Source organism: Peptostreptococcus sp. (assembly GCF_977045075.1).
This window is the reverse complement of sequence record NZ_CDRRTB010000002.1, coordinates 1-21,954: the sequence shown is the minus strand read 5'-3', so window position 1 is coordinate 21,954 and position 21,954 is coordinate 1. Positions and strand designations below refer to the sequence as shown.

19 protein-coding genes are annotated in these 21,954 nt (G+C 35.5%); 2 read left to right on the top strand and 17 right to left on the bottom strand.

The window, feature by feature from the left end; all coding sequences use genetic code 11:
- Positions 1–61: 61 nt before the first annotated feature.
- The 7 genes from ACW6OJ_RS00410 to ACW6OJ_RS00380 all read right to left on the bottom strand — a co-directional run bounded on the left by ACW6OJ_RS00410 (position 62) and on the right by ACW6OJ_RS00380 (position 10,194).
- The gene (locus ACW6OJ_RS00410; protein WP_456095447.1) at positions 62–1,096 is read right to left on the bottom strand and encodes a transglycosylase domain-containing protein; all 1,035 of its coding nucleotides are present in this window, start codon (positions 1,094–1,096) and stop codon (positions 62–64) included.
- Positions 1,097–1,108: 12 nt separating this feature from the next.
- Positions 1,109–1,627: a 3'-5' exonuclease gene (locus tag ACW6OJ_RS00405; RefSeq protein WP_456095446.1), complete on the bottom strand. Its 519-nt coding sequence runs from the start codon at positions 1,625–1,627 to the stop codon at positions 1,109–1,111.
- 19 nt (positions 1,628–1,646) lie between these two features.
- The gene (locus ACW6OJ_RS00400) at positions 1,647–2,537 is read right to left on the bottom strand and encodes a tRNA 2-thiocytidine biosynthesis TtcA family protein (protein WP_314495318.1); all 891 of its coding nucleotides are present in this window, start codon (positions 2,535–2,537) and stop codon (positions 1,647–1,649) included.
- Between the two features lie 134 nt (positions 2,538–2,671).
- Positions 2,672–4,945, bottom strand: a complete 2,274-nt coding sequence (locus ACW6OJ_RS00395; RefSeq protein WP_456095445.1) for a type IA DNA topoisomerase — start codon at positions 4,943–4,945, stop codon at positions 2,672–2,674.
- 263 nt (positions 4,946–5,208) lie between these two features.
- Positions 5,209–6,627 carry an amidophosphoribosyltransferase gene (gene purF / locus ACW6OJ_RS00390; RefSeq protein ID WP_456095444.1) on the bottom strand — a complete coding sequence of 473 codons (1,419 nt, stop codon included), beginning with the start codon at positions 6,625–6,627 and terminating at the stop codon, positions 5,209–5,211.
- Positions 6,628–6,904: 277 nt separating this feature from the next.
- Positions 6,905–8,551 carry a glutamate--tRNA ligase gene (gene gltX, locus ACW6OJ_RS00385; protein ID WP_456095443.1) on the bottom strand — a complete coding sequence of 549 codons (1,647 nt, stop codon included), beginning with the start codon at positions 8,549–8,551 and terminating at the stop codon, positions 6,905–6,907.
- Positions 8,552–8,751: 200 nt separating this feature from the next.
- Positions 8,752–10,194, bottom strand: coding sequence for a VanW family protein (locus ACW6OJ_RS00380; protein WP_455105542.1), 1,443 nt, complete (start codon positions 10,192–10,194; stop codon positions 8,752–8,754).
- A 316-nt stretch (positions 10,195–10,510) separates the two neighbouring features.
- On the opposite strand from ACW6OJ_RS00380, the gene ACW6OJ_RS00375 reads away from it, so the two are divergent.
- Positions 10,511–11,194, top strand: a complete 684-nt coding sequence (locus ACW6OJ_RS00375; protein ID WP_455105541.1) for a LexA family transcriptional regulator — start codon at positions 10,511–10,513, stop codon at positions 11,192–11,194.
- 43 nt (positions 11,195–11,237) lie between these two features.
- Here ACW6OJ_RS00375 and ACW6OJ_RS00370 read toward each other — a convergent pair whose 3' ends face one another.
- The 8 genes from ACW6OJ_RS00370 to ACW6OJ_RS00335 form a co-directional block, all read right to left on the bottom strand.
- On the bottom strand, positions 11,238–11,573 hold the full coding sequence (locus tag ACW6OJ_RS00370; RefSeq protein WP_314495306.1) for a hypothetical protein: 336 nt from the start codon (positions 11,571–11,573) through the stop codon (positions 11,238–11,240).
- A 163-nt stretch (positions 11,574–11,736) separates the two neighbouring features.
- On the bottom strand, positions 11,737–12,510 hold the full coding sequence (locus ACW6OJ_RS00365; protein ID WP_455105540.1) for a ribonuclease H family protein: 774 nt from the start codon (positions 12,508–12,510) through the stop codon (positions 11,737–11,739).
- A 26-nt stretch (positions 12,511–12,536) separates the two neighbouring features.
- The gene (locus ACW6OJ_RS00360) at positions 12,537–13,130 is read right to left on the bottom strand and encodes a TVP38/TMEM64 family protein (protein WP_455103843.1); all 594 of its coding nucleotides are present in this window, start codon (positions 13,128–13,130) and stop codon (positions 12,537–12,539) included.
- A 105-nt stretch (positions 13,131–13,235) separates the two neighbouring features.
- Positions 13,236–13,811: a zinc dependent phospholipase C family protein gene (locus ACW6OJ_RS00355; RefSeq protein WP_314495299.1), complete on the bottom strand. Its 576-nt coding sequence runs from the start codon at positions 13,809–13,811 to the stop codon at positions 13,236–13,238.
- A gap of 83 nt (positions 13,812–13,894) precedes the next feature.
- Positions 13,895–14,848 (bottom strand): TIGR01212 family radical SAM protein, encoded by a 954-nt coding sequence (locus ACW6OJ_RS00350; RefSeq protein WP_456095442.1) that lies wholly within the window; start codon positions 14,846–14,848, stop codon positions 13,895–13,897.
- Complete coding sequence (locus ACW6OJ_RS00345; RefSeq protein ID WP_314495295.1) at positions 14,848–15,414, bottom strand: DUF308 domain-containing protein; 567 nt, start codon at positions 15,412–15,414, stop codon at positions 14,848–14,850. Before ACW6OJ_RS00345 ends, ACW6OJ_RS00350 begins: the two co-directional genes overlap by 1 nt.
- Positions 15,415–15,418: 4 nt before the next feature.
- Entirely contained in the window at positions 15,419–16,222 is an 804-nt protein-coding gene (locus tag ACW6OJ_RS00340; protein ID WP_455103841.1) for an HAD family hydrolase, read from the bottom strand.
- A 9-nt stretch (positions 16,223–16,231) separates the two neighbouring features.
- Entirely contained in the window at positions 16,232–17,497 is a 1,266-nt protein-coding gene (locus ACW6OJ_RS00335) for a competence/damage-inducible protein A (protein WP_456095441.1), read from the bottom strand.
- 171 nt (positions 17,498–17,668) lie between these two features.
- Here ACW6OJ_RS00335 and ACW6OJ_RS00330 point away from each other — a divergent pair, with 171 nt between their 5' ends.
- The gene (locus ACW6OJ_RS00330; protein ID WP_456095440.1) at positions 17,669–18,565 is read left to right on the top strand and encodes a D-alanine--D-alanine ligase; all 897 of its coding nucleotides are present in this window, start codon (positions 17,669–17,671) and stop codon (positions 18,563–18,565) included.
- 67 nt (positions 18,566–18,632) lie between these two features.
- On the opposite strand, the gene ACW6OJ_RS00325 is transcribed toward ACW6OJ_RS00330, so the two are convergent.
- Positions 18,633–20,840 carry an amino acid adenylation domain-containing protein gene (locus ACW6OJ_RS00325; protein WP_293429764.1) on the bottom strand — a complete coding sequence of 736 codons (2,208 nt, stop codon included), beginning with the start codon at positions 20,838–20,840 and terminating at the stop codon, positions 18,633–18,635.
- A gap of 179 nt (positions 20,841–21,019) precedes the next feature.
- Positions 21,020–21,907, bottom strand: coding sequence for an alpha/beta hydrolase (locus tag ACW6OJ_RS00320; RefSeq protein WP_456095459.1), 888 nt, complete (start codon positions 21,905–21,907; stop codon positions 21,020–21,022).
- Between the last annotated feature and the right edge of the window lie 47 nt (positions 21,908–21,954).

Here is a 21,954-nt window from a genome sequence, read left to right as displayed (position 1 = left end):
AGAAATATATTACCCTTGGTATTTCTAATCCTTAAATTCAATTTTAATCAAACTATATTTACTATTGGTCAATCTCAGACTTAAATGGCGTATCCCTGTACATCTGAGCCTTGTAGACATTTTCCTTTATATAACCAAGCTTATACATCCTAAGTAGGACAGCTGCCTGCCTCTTTTTGGCCTGTTCATAGTTTTGATATAGGCTTGGATTGTTGGTTATACCGGCAAGCATAGTACACTCACCAAAGGTAAGATTTGATACATCCTTACCAAAATAAAGGTGGGCACCTGCCTGAACTCCATATGCAGACTTGCCCAAATATATATTATTTAGGTATGCCTCTAGGATTTCATCCTTTGTCATTATCTTATTAAGTTCACGTGCATTATGCATATCCTGAATTTTTCTTTTAATAGTTTTTTCGTTGCTGGTTAATAGGTTCTTGGAAACCTGCATATCTATAGTACTAGCCCCCTGTGTAGACCCTCCAGTAAGATTGTTCAATATAGACCTTACAAAGGACCTATAATCAACCCCCTTATGGTCATAAAACCTATGGTCTTCTATAGCTACAACAGCCTTTTGTAGGTTGGCTGGTATCCTAGAAAGGGCAACTGGCTCCTTATTTATATAGCTTTCATTAACCATTTTTTTAGTCAGTACAGGCATGTCACTTACTACACTCCTGACGTATAAAAAACCTGCTGATCCACCGACTATGGAAATAACAAGAACAACTAATATTAGCCTCTTTAGAACTCCCCTTAACCTAGATGGTCCACCTTCTTCATAGTCGTAGTCATCATAGTAATCGTCGTCATCATAATAATCTTCATCATACGAGCTCCTTCTCCTACTATAGGTACCCCTCTCCCTAGCTTCAGTATAGGTATCAGAGGTCCTCTTTCTCCTGGAATTAAAGTCGACTAGCTTAGAGCTTTCTTCGTAATAGTTATCTCCACTACCAGCCTGTTTTTTTATACGAACCTCTTTATTAACTTGGTCCCTACTAGACCTAGTTTGACCTGGTCTAGCTGAACTAGTAGATCCAACCCTTTTTCGTCTCACCTTATTTATATCATTATTGTCAGCCATAAATACCTCCCCTTACATAGACAGCCTTATTTTCATAAATAGCTTAGCTGTTGCAAGGGTATCAGAATCTGCTCTGTGGGCATTTTCATTTAAAATACCATAATAGTCGCAGGCAGTCTGCAATTTTTTATTCTTACCCTTGTATTCCTTATTCTTTTTTAACATCTCCACTGTACAAATATACTTATCTATTGGAGCTAGGTTCATCTTTTCTAAATAATAGTTTAAAAATCCTACATCAAACTTTGCATTATGGGCTATTATAGTCCTATTACCTATATACTTCCTAAAATTAGGTAATACCTCTTCAATTGGCAGGGCATCTTCAACCATTTCATTTGTAATATTGGTAATTTCCGTTATAATACTAGGTATAAAGCCATTCGGTTTTACAAGCCTAGAATAGTTTTTATGAATCTTATCTCCCCTGATTTCAGTTACACCTATTTCAATTATTTCATCACCATTGAAGGGACTCAAGCCAGTAGTTTCTAAATCCACTACTACATATTCATCTTCAAAATATTCCATGTAACCACCTCCTGGTCTCCTACTCAAAGTCACCTGAATTATCCTTATCAAACCTCTCCATAAATGAGTGCTTTTCTCCTTCTAGCTGCCAACCTAGTAGGGAATCGATATTTACATTCTCTGCAGCCTTAAATATAGACTTCTCTACATTAGCAAAGTTTTCGCTAAGGCTTTTTATAAGATCCTTTATTTCATATCTCTTATTGCCCGTCCTGCTTGCTGCAACTGTACATGCACAATTTATAGGTGCAAGGCCAGTATACTTAACCCACCTAATTATATCTTCTTCCCTTATATAGTATAATGGCCTAATTAGCTCAAGGCCTTCAAAATTTGTTGACTTTAATCTTGGCAACATTGTTTTAAAGTTACCTGAGCAAAGTATATTCATCATTGTAGTTTCTATTACGTCGTCAAAGTGGTGACCTAAGGCTAGCTTGTTACAGCCCAAGGCTTCAGCCTTGCCATAAAGAGCGCCCCTTCTCATCCTTGCACACATATAGCATGGGTAGTCACTGGCTATCCTATCAGCTACCTCGAATATCTGAGAATCAAATACCTGGATTGGTATCTCCAAATATCTTGAATTATCAAGTAGGATCTCTCTTATAGTCTCGTGATAGCCAGGGTCCATTCCTATATAAACCACGTCAAAGTTAACTGGTGAGTGTTTTTTAAGCTCTTGAAACATCTTAGCCATCAAAATACTATCCTTACCACCAGATATGGCTACAGCAATCTTATCCCCTTCTTCTACAAGGTTATAGGCCTTGATAGCCTTTATGAATTTCGACCAAAGTTTTTTTCTATACCTTTTAGTTATACTTTTCTCTATTTCCTTTAAATCCTTTTTATCTTCATCAGGAACTATTAGGTTACAACCTAGTCCTGCTAATCCATTTTCTGACATTTTTCCTCCAAATCTGTTTCTATTAAAAATTCATCCCTCATTATACCATATATGGACCTTCATGGTCAAAGTTATAAAGCATAAATAATGGACAGAGGAATTAATGTCTAAGTGTCGACTTAAAAACTATGGTCCTACCTATCCTCAATTTTCAACCTTAGGACCCTGTCATTTCCAATAGTATAGCTAATCTTGGCTTCAAACTTATTACCATCTATACCTTGTAGACCCTTCAAGCTTGCTTCTCCCTTCTTTGCAAGTGACCTAACCATGGTCTTATTAGGTTTTTTGTTGTAAGAGGCCAACTGAGTGTCATTCTTCCAAATGGTAAAGCCACACTGTCTATAATTTTTACAAGAAAAAGCCTTTGGTGACTCTAAGACACTAGCGCCACATTCTGGACATACAGCTATTATTTCTAAACCTGTTTCTTGGTCTAAAGTCTTTTCCTTAGTCTTTTTTGGAGCCCTTGATTCAGAGCTTGAAATCTTTTCACCTTTTTCTAGGGTATTCTTATTGGCCTTAGGATTCCCCGAATTCGTTCCAGAACCCCTTGCCTTAAAACTTGACTCCTTGACAAACTTCTTAGTCTTTGGATTATATACTATTTTATCGGTGTTAATAGGCCTACTTGGTCCAAACTTTATCTTGTTTACATTATCATATATAAACTTACATATCATATTTAGGTAGTCCTTCCTACTGAAGTTACCCTTTTGTATGTCGAAGAGGCTCTTCTCTAACTTACCCGTGAAGTCGACATCAAATAGGTCTTCAACAGGAAATATCTCAACAAGGTTTATGCCTAGGTCTGTTATGGAATAACTCTTCCCCTTCTTTTTAACATAACCGACCTGGCCAATCTTCTTTAGGACATCTGCCCTTGTTGCAGAAGTACCTATAGAATAGCCAGATAAGACGCTAGTATCATCTTCTGGAACATTTTTACCACAATTTTTCATTGCCTTTAGAAGTGAATCCTCAGTATATGGCTTTGGAGGGTTAGTTACCTTTTCCACTGGATTTACAGATAAAACGTCGACCTCCTCGCCCTTTTCAACTAGGGGTAATAAATTTCCACTGGTCGACTTACCGTATATATCTAAATAGCCCATCACCTTTAAGACTTTTCCCTTTGATTGAAATTTGTATTTATCTACATCAGTAATTATCTCTGTATTTTCATATTCAGCCGGTGGCATAAAGTTTGCTAAAAACCTATCCCTTATTGCCTCATATACTATACTTTCATCCTTTGATAGACTATTAGGAGGTATAATATAGGTAGGTATGATGGCACTATGGCTTTCAACCTTAGATGAATCAAAAACCCTCTTAGACTTCGAAAATTTGATATTGGCCTCGCAAGGATGACCCTTTTTAATTATATTGAGGGTTTTTTCAACCTTACCAACCAAACTCTCCTCTAGGTAAACAGAATCAGTTCTTGGGTAAGTTATGTATCCTCCCTTACCCTTTCCTTCATAAAGATTTTGGCATATGCTTAGGACCTTATCAGATGTAAAGCTTGCGTATTTTGATGTGATAAATCCTTGTAGTGAAGTTAATGAAAAGAGCTTAGGTGCATATTCCTTTGATTTGGTTACTACTTTTGAGTTTATGACACCTATATTTGAATCAATTTTAGATATAATTTCTTTAGCTAAGTCTTGATCTGACATCTTTTTTTCCTTATCTAATATCAGCTTACCACTATATTCTCCATTTTTTGCCCTAAATTTCCCTTCAATTTCATAGTACTTTTCTGGCACAAAATTCTCTATTTCCATATGCCTATCGTATACTAACTTCACAGTAGGTAGGATTATCCTACCAATATTTAAAAGCTTGCCATTACCGTATTTTAGAGTTGCTGCACAGGTAAAGTTAATACCTATTAGCCAGTCTGTGATTAACCTAGTATAACCAGCCGCCTGTAGGTTCCTCATATCCTCATCATTTTTTAGGTCATTAAGTCCCCTAGTTATATCTTCAGGTGTCCATTCGTTAACCAATATACGCTTTACGGGCTTAGTGTTTTTGGCCATCATAAAAATCAGGAAGGATATAAGCTCACCTTCTCTGTCATTATCTGTTGCATTTATTATATATTCAACATCATTTCTATTAATCAGACTTGAAACTATTTTAAACTGCTTATCCTTGTCCTTGTCCACCTTAAACCTAAATTTTGACTCTGGTATAAAGGGATAATTTTCCATCTTCCACGAACCCGAATACTTGTCCTTATCATAGTCCTTCATATCAAAGAGAGATACAAGGTGGCCAACTGCGTATGTTACTATATAATTATTTCCCTCAAAATAACCATTTTTTCTAGCATTTGCCTTTAGAAAGGCAGCTATAGTCTTGGCTACTGAAGGTTTTTCTGCCAATACTAATATCATATAGGTCTCCTTCCTATATTCATATTTATTTTTATTATTTATTTACCTATCTACTTGTCTTTTTATTATATCATATCATTAAAAATCAGACCAATTTTTTGGCCCTAGTGAACTAATACGTTTTATAATACATCTTTTAACATACAATATTGGTATAAAAAGACAGCCCAAGCTACAATGTAACTTAGACTGTCTATAAATGGCTAATTATACCTATCAGCTTATTTTTTCGATAGGTTTATTATTCCTTCCTTCTATACTCTTTATACTATTTTACTAGAGCATGAACTTGTTTTTGTTGGGTCACTTGGTATTCCACCTGTGTACTTACCTGTAAAACAAGCGTCACAATAATCGAGTCCAGGACATAGCTGACCAAGGTCCTCAATATCTAAGAAACCTAGGGAATCAGCATTTATACTCTCCCTAATTTCTTCAATTGTATTATTTACAGCTACTAGGTTTTCACTGCTTGGGACATCTGTACCATAGTAGCATGGGTGTTTAAATGGTGGAGAACTGATCCTTACATGTACTTCTAGGGCACCCGCATCCTTTAGCATCATTACAATATTTCTTATAGTAGTCCCCCTTACTATAGAGTCGTCTACCATGACTATCCTCTTACCCTTTACTACATCCCTAATTACATTTAGCTTAGCCTGTACACCTGCAGTTCTTTCATTCTGCTTTGGCTTTATGAAGGTTCTACCTACATAGCTATTCTTGTAAAAAGCCATGCCATATGGTATATTCGAGCCCTGCGAATATCCAATTGCAGCAGCTAGGCCTGACTCAGGAACACCAATAATAAGGTCAGCCTCTACTGGATACTTGTCAGCTAGGATACTGCCAGCCTTGACCCTTGATGAGTAAACACTCTGTCCATCAATTATACTATCTGTTCTAGCAAAATATATATATTCGAATATACACCTAGACTTTATATCCGCATGATGTATCCAGTCTGAATAGATTTGTCCATCTACAATCGTTACAATTTCACCTGGTTCAACATCCCTAACAAACTCTGCCCCTATCGTATCTAGGGCTGCTGATTCAGAGCTCAGGAAGTATATACTATCCTTCTTACCTATACATAGGGGTCTGAAACCTAATGGATCTCTGGCACCTATTAGTTTTGACGGACTGCCAACCACAAGAGAAAATGCCCCTCTTAGCTTCTGGGCTGCTGACTTGACAGCATCCTGTATAGATAGGGTATGTAATCTTTCTCTGGCTATAAGGTAGGCTATTACCTCAGAGTCAGTATTTGTCTGGAAAATTGCACCAGTAGTGGCCAAGCCCTGCTTTAACTCTGCTGCATTAGTCAGATTACCGTTATGGGCCATCGAAAGTATCCCCTTCATATAGTGGATTACAAAAGGTTGGGCATTTTCACGTCCGATTCCACCAGCAGTAGAATACCTAACGTGACCAACGCCTAGGTTCCCCTTCAAAGATCTCAATACATCCTTGTTAAAAACCTCATTAACTAGACCACTATCCTTATGAAACATTACGTTCCTGCCTTCTTCATTTGTATCAGTAACTGAAATACCAGCACTTTCTTGCCCCCTATGCTGTAAGGCAAATAGCCCGTAGTAAATATAGGATGCTACATCTTGACCACTAAAATCGAAAGCACCAAATACTCCACATTCTTCTCTTAATCCTGCCATATCATCTCTCCTCTATAAATCTATAATATACATACGTCTTCGTACATTAATTTCTTTATACTTATATTTTATTCGTATTTACATTTTTTTGCAAGACTAAATGCGTATTTTTTTATAAAAAAAGTGGTAATAAGTTGAAATATATCGAACTTTCAACCTGTTACCACTAGCATAATATTCGTATTTATTGATTTCCTTCGAATTATTTTTAGAATCTTTAAATTAATATTAACAAATCCCTCTTATATAAGCTTGCAGATTGCATATACTTAAAATCCTAGTCAAGAGACTCAAGATATTTTTCGATTCTTGCTACCACCCTATCATGTCCCATAACCTGTTGGATACTCCACAGGTCTGGTGACTGCTGCCTACCAACTACAGCAACCCTTATAGCTGTAGAAACATCCGTTATATTACCCTTATAAAGGTCCGGATCCTTCTTAAAGGCCTTATTATTTGATGTAAATCCATTTGAATCAGTTATTTCCTTCACCTTTTCAAACCAGGCTTCATTAGTATCTCCCTGCCTATATGTATCTAAATATGCCCTTAAAATAACCTTCGCATCCTCTTTAGAAACTCTTTCAGGTAGGTCATCTACATAGCTAAACCCTTCATCAAAATAATAAGATACAAAGTCCATTATCTGAGTACAGTTGACAAGGTCCTTTCTAGGCTTCTTTCCTGACCTTCCTATTGCTAACAGACGCCTTAGGTCATCCCTATACTTTACCAGAAGCTGGTTGGCATCCTTATCAAACTTTTCAGACCACGATATCATGAAATCAAGAATTTGGTCTTCTGACATCTTTACTAGGACATCCTTAGATATATCGTTAAGCTTGTTTAAATCAAATAGGGCCCCAGAAGAACTCATATTTTTTGTCTTAAATGCAAACTCTTTATATGACTTGTCTGGATTTTTCATTCTCCACTCTTCATAGTTAGAATTCATCAAAGTCATAAGGTACTCAGTAACCGCCTCAGGGAAGTAGCCAGCTTTCATATAGTATTCAAGAGATAGCTCTGGGTCCTTCCTCTTGGATAACTTTCTCTTCTTTCCATCCTCAACCTTCATTAGGTGGGCAGTATGGTTATAGTTAGGCCTTCTCCAACCCATTACAAAGAATAGCTCTAAGTGAATAGGCAGGGTAGATAGCCATTCCTCACCCCTAACAACATCAGTAACCCTCATAAAGTGATCATCCACTACATGTGCAAAGTGATAAGTTGGGATTCCATTCTGCTTTAGTATAACCACATCGAGATTATTCTGTCTAACGTTTATTTCTCCCCTGATACCATCCTTGAACTTCATTGCAACCTCTGGATCCCCACCAGACTTTAATCTTAGGGTCCATGGCTTACCAGCATCAAGATTATCCTTTATATCTTCAAATGTAAGCTCCCTATCCTTAGCCCATTCGCCGTAGTAGCCTGTATTTACTCCAGCCTTTTCCTGTTCTTCTCTAATCTGGGCCATTTCTTCCTCAGATACAAAAGAGGGATATGCGAATCCCTTTTCTGTAAGGTATTTAGCAGCAGTCTGATATATTTCCCTCCTGTCACTCTGCCTATATGGACCATAAATGCCCTTCTCACCGTCTAGGCTAACACCTTCATCAAATTCTATTCCAAAGAATTTTAGAGACCTAATAATCAACTCTTCAGAGCCTTCTACCTTTCTCTTATCATCTGTATCCTCTATTCTTAGGAGCATAGGTCCTTGGCTAAGATGGGCTATTCTTTCATCTACAAGGGCACCATAAAGATTACCCAAGTGTATAAAGCCTGTTGGACTAGGTCCCAACCTTGTTACCTTAGCCTTTTTATCTAAGTTCCTTTCTGGATAAAGTTCTTCATAATATTCTATTGTCTTATCTACATTTGGAAATAGCAATTGCGCCAACTCTTTACTCATAACACACGTCCTCCATTTTTAATCAGTATTATTATATCATATATTATTAATTTAAACTATAATTAAAGCTTACATATGTACAAATCATTAAGACTTACGTAAATTCTCCAACATTGAGAATTCATAGTATAATCTGTAATAAAAATGGCTAGCCATTACGGCTAGCCAAAATTAAAAATATCATATCTTATATAAGGAAATTATGCACCTGCTCCTGCTTGTCCCGCTCCCTGAGATGGTGCTGGTGCTGCCTGCTGAGGCTTTGCTGTCTGACCAGGCTTGGCGGCTGGCTTCGCGGCCTTAGCTGCACCTACCCTTACGACACCTACTTGGGCCGGATAATTACTATAGCCAATCTTTTCAGACTTAATAACATTTCCCTTTTCATCTTTAAACTGTCTATATGTAACTACATTATATCCTGCTCTAGAATACTTTTCTACTACTCTAGCTCCGGCTGGTAGACTTGGGTCTGAAACAGTCTTGCTTCCTCCACCATAAGAACCTAGTACCTGAGTTGCTATATCAATGTTCTTATAGTCACTTGAAGATCCATATATTTCAGAAATCACCTTACTTCCGTATGTGTAGTTCTTTATATATACATTATGCTTAAATGGGTTTTTAAACTTTAAGTCCTGTCCTGGATTACCATCAAAAACAGTAGCATCCCTACCCATATTTACATAGTCAGAAGGTATTGTATGACTTCTCCTGTTAGTTATTTCCAAACCTGATAGAAGGGCTGCATTGAATATAGTCGATGAAGTCTGACAAACTCCTCCACCAATACCCATTACAAGCTTACCGCTTTCTATAACTGGAGCTGCCTTATAGCCCCTTGCTATAGTCTTTTCACCAGTCAATCCATTAAATGAATACTCTTGACCAGGCTTTAATACTATTCCACTTGAATCTTTTGTAGACTTTTCTATATTATAGTTTCTTGAAGATAGTCCACCGTATACAGTAGAATAAGCTCCAAGAAGTGTATCTATTCCCTTTAAGTCAGTCTTAGTGAATTTTGCTTGCTCTAATTTAACCACCATTTCAGACTCAAATTTATCAGCAGCTAGGTTCTTGACCAACTTATCATGTGAAGCCTGAAGGTTCATGGTTTTACCAGGTTCATCTGCTACTATAGTGGTCTTCTTTGTCTTGTAGTCATAATCCAAAGTTGCCTCTTTTACCTCACTATCTAGCTTAGACTTTACCTGCTTAAGACTGTCATTAAGCTTGGCATCGTTATAAGACATATCAAGACCTATATTGGACTTACTACCAAAATCTGCCTGTAGAGTTCTAACTAAATTTGTAAAAACACCATTCTTCCTATTATAATTATAGGCAGAATCTACAGTAGACTTATAATTAATTTTTAAGTCAATATCACTTGCTGAAACTTTCCACGACTGGTCGCCATAATACATCTTTATATTTTTTAAATTATCTAATGATTCCAATTTTGTTAAGGCCTGATCCTTTGTCATGCCTCCTAGATCTACGTTAGCAACTTTAACACCTTTTAGTATCTTATCTGATGCTACCTGCATAGATAAGGCACCTGTTCCCAGCACCAAGACACCAATAAGAACACCTGCAGATATTATTACTGCTTTTTTATGATCTTTAAATATATTCATATATCCACCTCACTAACAATTATATTACTCCTTTTTCATTATACTACATAAATAAAAATATTCAAGCAGACATTGTGATTTATGCAGTAAATTTTTGATTAATCAGAAAATTTACTGATTATAAATAAAACCCTAATAAACAAACTGTAACTTTTAAAGTATCATTTTAGTATTATAACATAGAAGTTGACTAAAATAATAGATTATTTTTAAAAAAAAAGAAAAATTTTTTTAAAAAAAGTAGTTGCGTTTTCATAACTATATGATATAATATTATTACAGATTGATTAATCACCAAGTGCAAGGAGGTATAGGTATGGATAAGGAGTTATTTATAGATAGGCTAAGAGTCGCTATGAAAAATAAATCAATAAGTCAATACACTCTCTCCAAGCTTAGTGGTATAAATAGGGGAACAATTAGCTCGTATATGTCTGGAAAGTATCTTCCCAAACAAGATAAAATATTCATCCTAGCAGACATATTAGAGGTAAACCCTGAATGGTTGGCCTGCAATTCAGACAGTATGGAAAGAATTAGTTCTAAACTAAATGACTACTTAGAGGATAGCCTTTATATCAACTCTTACCCTTATGTTGATGCAGGTGTATCTGCTGGTCTAGCAAATGAAATTGAAGCCCAGCATGACCTTGACCTCGTAAATATACCTGACCTACTACTTGGGAGATATGCAGGTAGAAAAGATCTCCTTCTAATGAGGGTTAACGGAGAAAGTATGAACAAAGTTATACCAAATGGTTCTTTGATAGGACTTATAACAAATGTTTCAACATCTTCTCTAGCAAGTGGAGATATCGTAGTCTTCTCCTATAATTATGAATACAGTGTCAAAAGATTCTTTAAGGATAAGGTTAATAGATGCTATGTATTTAGTCCTGATACTTATGAAACTTGTTTTGATGATATAGTTATTCCTTTTGATAATTGTGATGGTTTAAATATTATAGGAAAAGTAATAATGTATAACTCTCTTTTGTAGAAACAAAAAAACACAACATCTCTGTTGTGTTTTAAAGTCAAAATTAAGAAGCAGCTCTATTGTTCTTTCTGTCTCTTTCTCTATTGTTCTGTCTTGCCCTTTCAAGCCTTTCACGTTCAAGTCTCTTGATCAATGGCTTATTGACTGGTGCAAACATCTTGCGACCCTTATATAGGGTAAGCGAAAGAGTTAAAAAAATAGTAGAACCAAATAAAATATACCTGTAGAATACTACAGATGCCTGTACACCTAAAAATAGGTTCATAATCAAAATAGTTGCACTTAAAGTAAGGGATACAATAACTGAAAATACAAAAAGTCTTATTATTCTACTCCAAAAACTACTTAATTTAATTAACAAGTCTCTCAATATTTTCACCATCCCTTCCCAAAAAACTCATAATTTGTATCATAATTTCCATAAATTATGTTCATCCTACTAATATAATAACAAATTATGACACTTTTAGCAATTAAATTTTAGAAATTTTTTCAAATAAATTTTGGGAATGTTTTTTTTGATTTTAAAAAAATGTTTGAGCTTATATAAAAACGGCTTGTTTAGCTAATTTATCTGCCATGTCATTGTACTTATTGCCACTATGAGCCTTTACCTTTTTAAAGCTTATATTGATTTTTTTCATAGCTTCAATACAAAATTGCCTATAATAAATAGTACCTTCCTTGTTGGCCTTCCACTCGCCACTACACCATTTTTCTATACCTTCATAGTCATAGTATATCAATAAATCCTTGTATCCTTTGTCAATACAGTACTTCATGGCTAACATGGATGCTTCTATCTCTCCCGCAACATTTCTCATTGAAACAAAATTTGGGTTCTGGCCTGTGTTTGATATCATGTCGATTACTTCTCCATCTTTTAAAACGACAAGACCTGAACCATAAGTTTTACTTGCATGTTCATAACTTCCATCTATATATGCTTCAATAGTGCCAAAAATAGGGTCTTTTTCATCATTTTTTTCTATATATTGATTTTTATCCATATTTAAATGTTTTTTTTCTTCTATTTCATAATCCTTAACTCGTTTATCCTCTGTATTTTTTAGTTCAAAATCACTAATTTTACTTCTTATTATAGTGTCACTACCTTCCTGATTTTCCCCTTTACAATACTGACTATCTTCTTTATCTAAAGCATCTAAGAGGTAGTCTAGGGCTTCTTGAGCTCCTTCAAAAGACTTATAGCTGGCTTTAGGATAGGCAGTAACAGACGCCTTACAGTCATCCCAGCTTAAAAAGATACCTCTTACCCTTCCCCTTACAACAACATAATATTTTTGTTTCTTCATTTGACTCCTCCTAGTTAAAACTTTCATTATTTCTTTTCTTTATATCTCTTTTCGTAAATTTTATCCATATCCCTTTTCATCTTATTAGCTAGTAGGTAGGACCCAACTACTATTATCGTTACCACAAGGATTTTTAGTGGACTTTGTATAAAACCGACAAGGTCGCTACCAATATAGCTTGCCAAAAACATCATTAAAAACTTACCAAACATCAATGGCACTACAAAGTCCTTCAATTTAATATTACAAAATCCTGCTGCTATAGTCATTAAAGAGCTAGGCAAAACCGGTATAGTATAGAAAAGAAATATGACCATAAACTGTGATCTTTCTATCTTATTTATTATATTTTCTACCTTTTGAGTCCTTCTCTTTAAGAAAAACTCTTTATGGGCAAGCTTTTTTACCAATAAAAAAACTATTATTGTGCCTGTACATGAGCCTAGCCATGATACCAAAAAGCCTCCTACAAGTCCATTAATAGCTGCGTTAATAGCCGCTATAGCCATAATTGGTAGGGCTGGTATAAAGCTTTCTATACAGGCAGCCAAGTATCCAAGGACAAGGGATAAAACTATATTATCTCCTGCCCAATAAAGGATATGTTCAATATATTGCATTATATCACCTTCTATGTTTCAGTTTTAGATTAATTATAAATATGAATCAATACTCCAGAATAGCAATGTATAAAAAAAGTTCGTATAAGGCTTATACGAACTCTATTAGCATACTGTATGCGACCTGACCGTATTTTCTAAAATAGACTCTAGAATATAGTTTGTAACCGTGTTACAAACATAAGTAGAATACTTTAGGTCATTTTCTTCAAACTTACCATTAGATTTGTATTCTGAGTACATTTTATCAAAAAACTCATCAAATCCATCTAAGTATTGTTGTCTGTCATTAACTATCTTATAGTCCTTTGCAACCTTAGTTAGGTTTCTCTCGTACTGGATATGGATCTTCATACTGTGCTTGAATTCCCACCTCTCACTATGTGCTAGGCAGAAAAAATCTGTCAAAAAGTGGCACACCACCCCTATTTCCTGTGACAGACTTGCCTTAGTGTAATAGTGGTCTATATTATCTAAATCTAAACTAGATAAAAAGCCTATCTTTCGTCTCACCATATCATAGGACTCGTCTAAATAGTGTTTTTTCAATTTATACTTAGATACGATATCTGGTTTTATATTCCCATATATAAAATTCTTGCTATCTAGGAAAAACTGTTTATTTGAGTCAGTATTTTCTAGCAAGGATTTCGATATAATTATATGAGACTTCATCATCATATCAATCACCCTCATTCTCTTAGTATATTATATACCTTTTTTCTTAATAAATTATTAAAAAAATTGAATTATTTTCATTATTTTTATACATTTTTTGTATAAAATTTTCCTTGCCAGCTATCTCTTCTTTTCAATTCATCATCTATAGCATTTAAGACTTCCCACTTTTTAAGACTCCACATTGGTCCAACTAGGTCCTCCTTCTTGCCATCTCCAGTCAACCTATGTATTATCATCTCTTGAGGTAGAATTTCCAACTGGTCACATACAAGATTAACATATTCCTCCTTAGTCAGGAGTTTTAGGTCTCCCCTATTTAGCATATTGGCCATAGGAGTCCCCTTTATTACATGGAGTAAGTGTATTTTTACCCCCTGTACGTCCATCTGGGCCACCCTTGATATAGTTTCCATCATCATATCATGATTTTCACCGGGCAGGCCATTTATAACATGTGCTACAACTTCAATGCCTCTTGACCTCAACCTACTGACACAGTCAATAAATATATCTAAGCCATGCCCCCTATTGATTATATTAGAGGTCTTATCATGAACTGTCTGTAGGCCCAACTCTACCCATAAGTTGGTTCTCTTATTAAGATCATCTAGGTAGTCCAATATGTGGTCATCTATACAGTCTGGCCGAGTTGATATAGAAAGTCCAATGACTCCTTCCTGGTCTAGTATGGTTTCATACTTTTCTTTAAGAACCTCAAGTGGTGCATATGTATTTGTAAAGGCTTGGAAGTAACCTATATATTTTGCCTGTGGCCACTTCTTTTCCATCATTTCCTTTATTTCTTTGAACTGTTTTACCAGATTGTCTCGCGGGTTGCCTGCAAAATCACCAGACCCATCCTTACTACAATAGGCACAGCCACCATAGCTGATACTACCATCTATATTCGGACAGGTAAAACCCGCATTTATTGAGACCTTAAATACCTTTGTCCCAAATTTTTGTCTCAAATAATAGTTCCATGTATGGTAGCGCTTATTTTCTATTTTATACTTAAACTCATTATTTTCCATCATTAACTATTAACCAACCTTACGCCAGCAACTATAAAGCTAATGCCAAAAACTATAGCAATAAATGATAGTACACTGACTAAAAATTTAGTGAAAAATAGGGGAGATATTATCAACATAAGGCCTAATATAAGCTTTATAATATCCCATGTACCAAAGGTATAACCTGCATACTTCCTACATTTCATGAAGTATCTTACTTCCTTATACAATAAATATATTCCCAACAAGATTGATAGGATCATATTCACTTGTCTAGGAAATATAAATAAAAGTACTGCAAGTACTAAAAAAGCTAGGGACCTAAGTCTCATTAAATTAACCTGATTCTTTGGTGCATACTTATTCAAGTCATTCACTTCTTTAAATGCCAACCAAGCAGCATATAAGAAGCAAAGGGCAATACCCCAAGAAAAAATATTGATACCAACAGATTTTCTAGAAATACAGTAAAATCCAATAGAAAGTAGGATTACACCTAAAATAATCAGCTTCTTATAGTTCTTCTTGTCATAGAAGTTAACGAAGTAAATCAAGTCCATATTGTCCATATTAATCTTAAAGCCCATAAGCCTATCCTCCTATTTCCTCATTATAATCTATTACCATCTTTATTGCATCTGCTACACTTGGAGCAGAAAATGTCGCTTCTTCCTTAACTATGTCCATGGCATCGTCCATGGCAAAGCTCATCTTAATATTTTTCAACATACTTATATCATTCGGTGAATCGCCAATAGTTACAACTTCATTTAAGGCAGTATTTTCTTTTTTACAAATATATTTGATAGCCTCAAATTTTGAAACATGGGCTGGAACTATATTGATTGTAGTTTCACTTGATAAGTAGACCTCCAAATCCATATTTAGCTCTTCTCTATATCTTTCAACCAACCTATTTAACTTATTCTTGTCAGGACTCAATATCCCTATATTTCCTACCCTATTATCATAGCTGTCCCTATCCATAAAGGACTCATCAACCTCATAGCCCTTTGTAAAGTAGTCAGCAGATGACCCATCTCTAGTCATTATAATTTGACCCTCATACTTGAAGTATATTACATCATCAGACGGATCAATATAATCCAGAGACCTATATATTTCAATTATCTTTTTAATTTGTTCATCTGTAAGACTAGTTTTATGTATACAATTTCCATCTGGATCATATATATACGATCCATTTTCGCATATCAAGTATCCACCACTAGCTACTTCTTTTAATATATTAACACTGTGCTTGTATACTCTTCCTGTCGCTATATTAAAATTAATGCCATTTAGTCTGGCTTCATTTATTGCTTCTATATCTTTCGGGCTAATACCGTCTCTGTATAGGGTCCCATCTAGGTCACAAAAAATGTCTTTTATCATAAATGCCTCCTATTCACCTTCTAGTAGTTGCCTTACTTCATTTAAGGCAGTCCTTGCAGCTCTTTCCCTTATTTTTCTTCTATCTCCAGGGAATACTCTTTTTATTGAGGTAACCTTCCCCTTGTAGTATAGGCCTATGTAGACTAGTCCTACTGGCTTTTTGTCACTTCCTCCACCTGGACCTGCTATGCCAGTTGTTGAAAGTCCTATATCTGCACCAGCAGTTTTAGCTATACCCATTGCCATTTCCTCTGCTGTTTGGCTAGAAACAGCCCCAAATTCATCAAGAGTTTGAGGACTTACTCCCAACCTCCTGACCTTTGCATCATTAGTATATGTTACACAAGCCTCCATAAATGAGTCAGATATACCTGAATTTGCTACTAAGTAAGATGCTATCAGGCCTCCTGTACATGACTCAGCTACAGCTATTGTTTTTTTCTTTTCTAGTAGTAGGTCTCCAACTAGCCTTTCCATTTCTGACTGGCTTTCTGATATGGAATCATCACCAATCATGTAGATATACTTACCTGATATAGCCTTAATTTCCTCTATTTTTTTATCTATTAGGCTAAGGCAGTCTTTTTCATTCTTTGCCCTTGCAGTAACTCTTACAAGAACTTCACCCTCCTTGGCATACAGGGCTACTGTTGGGTTTGTCTGGGAATTCAATATATCCATTAGCTCCATCTCTAGACCAGACTCTCCTATTCCAAAAAACCTAACATACCTAGATAAGAATATATCTGGATTCTCATCTATCAAGATTGGCAATACCGCATCTTTAAACATGGCCTTCATCTCCCTCGGTGGTCCAGGCATTACTATTATCCTCTTTCCATCCTTCTTAAAGATGGCTCCGGGGGCTGTCCCATTTTTATTTGGTATAATATCTGCCTCTCTTGGAAACATTGCCTGCTTGATATTATTTTTTGGTATCCTATCCTTGCTTACGTTATATCTTAAACACATATCTTCTATAATTTTCCAAGACTCCTGGTCAAGCACCATTTCCTGACCAAAGAACTTGGCAGCGGCCTCCTTTGTGATATCATCACCAGTTGGACCTAGGCCTCCTGTTGTAATTACAGTATCTGCCCTCTCAAAGGCAATCCCAAAGGACCTCACTAGTCTATCTATATTATCTCCCAGAGTCATTTGTCTATATACATTTATACCTATGGCAGCAAGCTCTCTAGATATGTATTGGGCATTTGTATTTACTATATCGCCCAAAAGTAACTCTGTTCCGACTGAAATTATCTCTACATTCATTATATTTCCTCCTGGCAATTGCCACATGTCCTGTTTATAATAATCCTATATAAGTTAATAATATCAAAAAACCTAAAAATAGACAAGTTTTATGCTCTTTTCCTTGCATGGTATCTGACATAGATATATAATAGACCATAGGAGACTTTAGAAAAATTATGGAGGAAATATATGAAAGTAGCAGTAATATATGGAGGTATTTCATCAGAAAGAGAAATATCCTTAAGATCAGGTAAGGCTATGGTAAATAACTTAGATAGAAATAAGTATGAAGTTATAGACTGTCAGATAGATGAAATGACAGACGTATTTAAAATTGACAATGATATTGATATTGCCCTAATAGGCCTACATGGTAAGTTTGGTGAAGACGGATCTATTCAGTCTATCCTAGAAGCCAAGGGTGTCAAATACTGCGGGTGCAATCCACTTACTAGCGGTATCCTAATGGACAAAAACTATACTAAGACTATAGCCAGACAAAATAAGCTCTTGACAGCTGATTGGACTAGCGTTAAGAGTGTAGAAGAAATTGACTATGACCTAATTGACCAGATGGGCTATCCTGTATTTATAAAACCTAACTCAGGTGGTTCTAGTGTGGCAACCTTCTTCATCAAGGAGAGAAAAGACGTAGAAAATGCTGTGAGAGAAGGTCTTAAGTACGACGAAATCGTCCTAATAGAGAAATATGTCAAAGGTGTAGAATATACGTCATTTATATTAAATGGACAAGTATTTCCTACAATAAGGATAACTTCTGACAATGAGTTTTTTGACTTTGAAGCTAAGTACTCCACTACAAACGGTGCCAGAGAAGAGGTCGTTGAATTGAGTCCTGACCTAGATAAAAAGTTAAGGGCAGCATCAAATACTTGTTGGAAAATTTTTAACTGCATGGGATATGTAAGGGTTGACTATATTATCACTGAAGACCAGGACGTTTACCTTCTTGAGTTAAATACCCTACCAGGTATGACGGAGACAAGCCTTATTCCTAAGAGTGCCAAGGCAATGGGTATTAGCTACCAGGAGCTTTTAGATAAGCTTATTGAAAGTAGCCTTTAACAGTTTGGTGTAAATTTAATTATAAAATATTAAAAGGGGTCAATCTTAAATGGCCCCTTTTTTATCATTATTCTTTATTTTCTATAATAGGTAAAGACTTTTTATCAACCTTACCAATTGGAGTAACTGGCAGATGGTCTAAACACATTATATGCCTAGGTAGCATATGTGGTGGCAGATTTTCCTCTAAAAACTCTTTTACCTTCTCAGGTGGGTAATATCCATCAAATGGCTCATAATAAGCATCTAGGTAGGTGTCCCCATCCCTGTCTTCCTTATTAATGACAACTGAATTTTTAATTTCTGATATCATATTTATCATATTTTCAATTTCAAAAAGTTCTATTCTTATACCCTTAATCTGTACCTGAGAGTCCATCCTACCCAATATGGAAATAGTACCTTCATCATCAATCCACTTGGCCAAGTCACCAGTCCTATACATTTTCTCTGTATACTGGTTATGCTTAAATGGGTTATCTACAAAAGACCTCTTGTTTTGTTCTTCCTTGTTAAGGTATCCATTGGCTATCTGTATGCCTGATAGACACAGCTCCCCTGGTACACCAATAGCGCAGACGTTATTGTTGTTATCTAGTATATAGGCCTCTGTATTATATATAGGCTTGCCTACTGGTACATTTTCATAGAACTTATCTACCTCAAACGATGAACAAAGTACTGTAAACTCAGCAGGACCATATTCATTTATTATCTTGTATGTCCTTTCAACATATCCTTTAAACTTATCTCCCCCAACCTGTAGGACTCTTAGACCTGGACATGGACAATTTGTCATAAATAGCTTGCCCAAGATTGCAGGTAGGGCTAAAATAGTTATCCCCTTCCTCTGACAATATACTTCTACCGTTCTCTCGTTTTTCCTATTTACTTCAGGTATTATATCAACACTTGCCCCAACTAATAAATATGGGAATATCTGCTTCATTATGGCATCAAAACTAAAACTCAAATATATACCACACCTATCATTTTCATCAGCACTTATATAGTTATTTGAATAGTAGCACATATTCAAGAGACTCTCGTGCCTTACACTAATACATTTAGGCCTTCCTGTAGTACCTGATGTAGAAATCCTATAGGCCTCATCAGTAGGTTCATTACTTTGTGTCATAGGATATTCATGGTCTAGTAGGTCCGGATTGTTGATATCTAAAACAGAATATCCTGAGTGTCTCTCTCCGATCCTAAGCATTTGACTATCACAGGTTAGTATTAGTTTTGTTTGACCATCTTCAAGTAGATATCCCAGCCTTTCATCTGGATTAGTCTTGTCTATTGGGAAAAATATTGCCCCCGCCTTTAATATGGATATGGCTGATATAACGACGTTCTTGTCCCTTTCCTGAAGGACAGCTACTGTGTCACCCTTTCTTATACCAAGATGGTTTAGGTAGCCTGCTATCTTGTCGGTAATCCTATCCATCTCCCTATAGGTAATTTCTTCCTTATAGTCACATATAGCAATATTATCTGGTGTTTTTTCTACTTGTTTTTTAAGAAGCTCTACATAGCCTATATTTGGATCAAAATCGAATAAATTTTCATTAAAACTCCTTATAAATATCTGCTTATGCTCTTCCTTCATGCTCTGTATATCTTTTATCTTTATATCTTTATTATTTACAATCTGAGTCAAGATATACTTAAATAGGTAAATGATGCTCCTAGCAGTAGACTTATCATAAAAAGATGGCTTATAAGCTAGCTTTATTCTCATTTCATTTGATATACTAACCTTCATATAGATATCTATTTTTTGCATATTTTCCTGCGAAACATTCTTATCGTTTTTTACCTCATATATGAATAAGGTGTTTATTAACTTTTCATTTAATCCTGTTTTAAAGCCACTAGGAGCCATCATAAAGTAGTCAAATTCCTTAGACTCAGTTGACTGGTCCATAACCTGCCTGCATACATCAATAAACCTTACATTTGTATTATCTATTTTCAGACGCATTGGTAACCACTTGTCTGTTTTACCGAACACAACATCATCTTCATGGGTAAATCTCTGTAGTACTATACCAAAGACAGTATCCAAAACAGCTTCAAACGATAGGCTGTTTTCATCACAGTACCTCAATAGGTTTTCATAGGGAGTTCTCTTAATGGTCTTTTGTATTAAGCTAAACTTGCCTGTATCTTCATTAAAAAAATCATTTGGGAACCTAGCCAGAGTTATATAGTCTCCCAGCAGCTTGTCCCAATATTCTTCAGCCCTTTTATAATGCTTCATATCCCCCATGTAAACACCTCCTTTGTAGTTTTATAGTCCAAATTTATACCAATCTGATTTTTCTATATTAAACGTACCTCTATTAATCCTATCAATCTTTGATAATCTTATACTATATAAGCTCCTCACTTAAAATTATATTTAAATAATTATTTGCATAGACCACATTATCTACTATTATTAAATATCTAACGACTTATACCAAGTATAAATCTGTCAATAGCTTTTACAGCCTTGTCCTGTTGGCTGGCAACACTTATTCTAGCCTTATGATCCTTACTAATTATTTCTACATCAGCAAAATTAGTATTATTACCGCCTACAATTTCCTGATATTTAGCACCTGTAGGCAGATTTGCCTTGTAGGTATTAAATTTTGAAAAGTCCAAGACTCCATCATTGGTACCCCAAATTGTCAAGACCGGTTCATTTATCACCCTTAGATCCTCACTAATTGGATAGGTTCCCATAAATACAACACCCATTATCTTCTTATTTCCTGTAGCGGCCTTGGCAGCAACCTCACCACTTGTGTTGTGAGCCACTAGATACCAACTTAGCTCTTTGGGGTTTGCACTGATTATCTTATCAGCCTTATTGAAAGAAAAGAAAGGATAGTTCATAGGTATCTTAGCTATTACAACCTTATATCCCATACTTGCTAATTTTCTTCCCATACCAATATAACCCTTAGGTTCTATGCCACTACTAGGATAGATAATAATCGCTTCTTTATTAGTCCTATTATAGGGACTTAATACTAGGTTATCATCCTTATCATATATTATATTGATTTCTGAATCTGATTTTATAAGATGCTGTGTGTAGGCCTTAGGCTCGTAGGTCTTATTTATATGGAGAAAAAACATGGCCAAAACTAGGATAAGCACAATGAAGGTTAGCCTAATAATCAGGTCTCTAACTTGTCTTCTCTTCTTAGACTTTAGATTTTTTCTCTCCTTTTCCAACTGGTCACCAATTGATAAAGACTTTTCAAGCTCCATTGTGATACCAAGAGTATCAGTCTCCCTCTTATTATTTTTACTTTTAATTCTAACTTTTGAATCCCTTATCACCTTCAATAGACCTGCCCCCTTATAGTAAATTTACAATTATTACTTAT

Bases quoted from the DNA above. Each gene is read 5' to 3' on its own strand.
- ACW6OJ_RS00410 (WP_456095447.1), bottom strand. From the start codon at position 1,096: ATGGCTGACAATAATGATATAAATAAGGTGAGACGAAAAAGGGTTGGA.
- ACW6OJ_RS00405 (WP_456095446.1), bottom strand. From the start codon at position 1,627: ATGGAATATTTTGAAGATGAATATGTAGTAGTGGATTTAGAAACTACT.
- ACW6OJ_RS00400 (WP_314495318.1), bottom strand. From the start codon at position 2,537: ATGTCAGAAAATGGATTAGCAGGACTAGGTTGTAACCTAATAGTTCCT.
- ACW6OJ_RS00395 (WP_456095445.1), bottom strand. From the start codon at position 4,945: ATGATATTAGTATTGGCAGAAAAACCTTCAGTAGCCAAGACTATAGCT.
- purF (WP_456095444.1), bottom strand. From the start codon at position 6,627: ATGGCAGGATTAAGAGAAGAATGTGGAGTATTTGGTGCTTTCGATTTT.
- gltX (WP_456095443.1), bottom strand. From the start codon at position 8,551: ATGAGTAAAGAGTTGGCGCAATTGCTATTTCCAAATGTAGATAAGACA.
- ACW6OJ_RS00380 (WP_455105542.1), bottom strand. From the start codon at position 10,194: ATGAATATATTTAAAGATCATAAAAAAGCAGTAATAATATCTGCAGGT.
- ACW6OJ_RS00375 (WP_455105541.1), top strand. From the start codon at position 10,511: ATGGATAAGGAGTTATTTATAGATAGGCTAAGAGTCGCTATGAAAAAT.
- ACW6OJ_RS00365 (WP_455105540.1), bottom strand. From the start codon at position 12,510: ATGAAGAAACAAAAATATTATGTTGTTGTAAGGGGAAGGGTAAGAGGT.
- ACW6OJ_RS00360 (WP_455103843.1), bottom strand. From the start codon at position 13,130: ATGCAATATATTGAACATATCCTTTATTGGGCAGGAGATAATATAGTT.
- ACW6OJ_RS00355 (WP_314495299.1), bottom strand. From the start codon at position 13,811: ATGATGATGAAGTCTCATATAATTATATCGAAATCCTTGCTAGAAAAT.
- ACW6OJ_RS00350 (WP_456095442.1), bottom strand. From the start codon at position 14,848: ATGATGGAAAATAATGAGTTTAAGTATAAAATAGAAAATAAGCGCTAC.
- ACW6OJ_RS00345 (WP_314495295.1), bottom strand. From the start codon at position 15,414: ATGGGCTTTAAGATTAATATGGACAATATGGACTTGATTTACTTCGTT.
- ACW6OJ_RS00340 (WP_455103841.1), bottom strand. From the start codon at position 16,222: ATGATAAAAGACATTTTTTGTGACCTAGATGGGACCCTATACAGAGAC.
- ACW6OJ_RS00335 (WP_456095441.1), bottom strand. From the start codon at position 17,497: ATGAATGTAGAGATAATTTCAGTCGGAACAGAGTTACTTTTGGGCGAT.
- ACW6OJ_RS00330 (WP_456095440.1), top strand. From the start codon at position 17,669: ATGAAAGTAGCAGTAATATATGGAGGTATTTCATCAGAAAGAGAAATA.
- ACW6OJ_RS00325 (WP_293429764.1), bottom strand. From the start codon at position 20,840: ATGGGGGATATGAAGCATTATAAAAGGGCTGAAGAATATTGGGACAAG.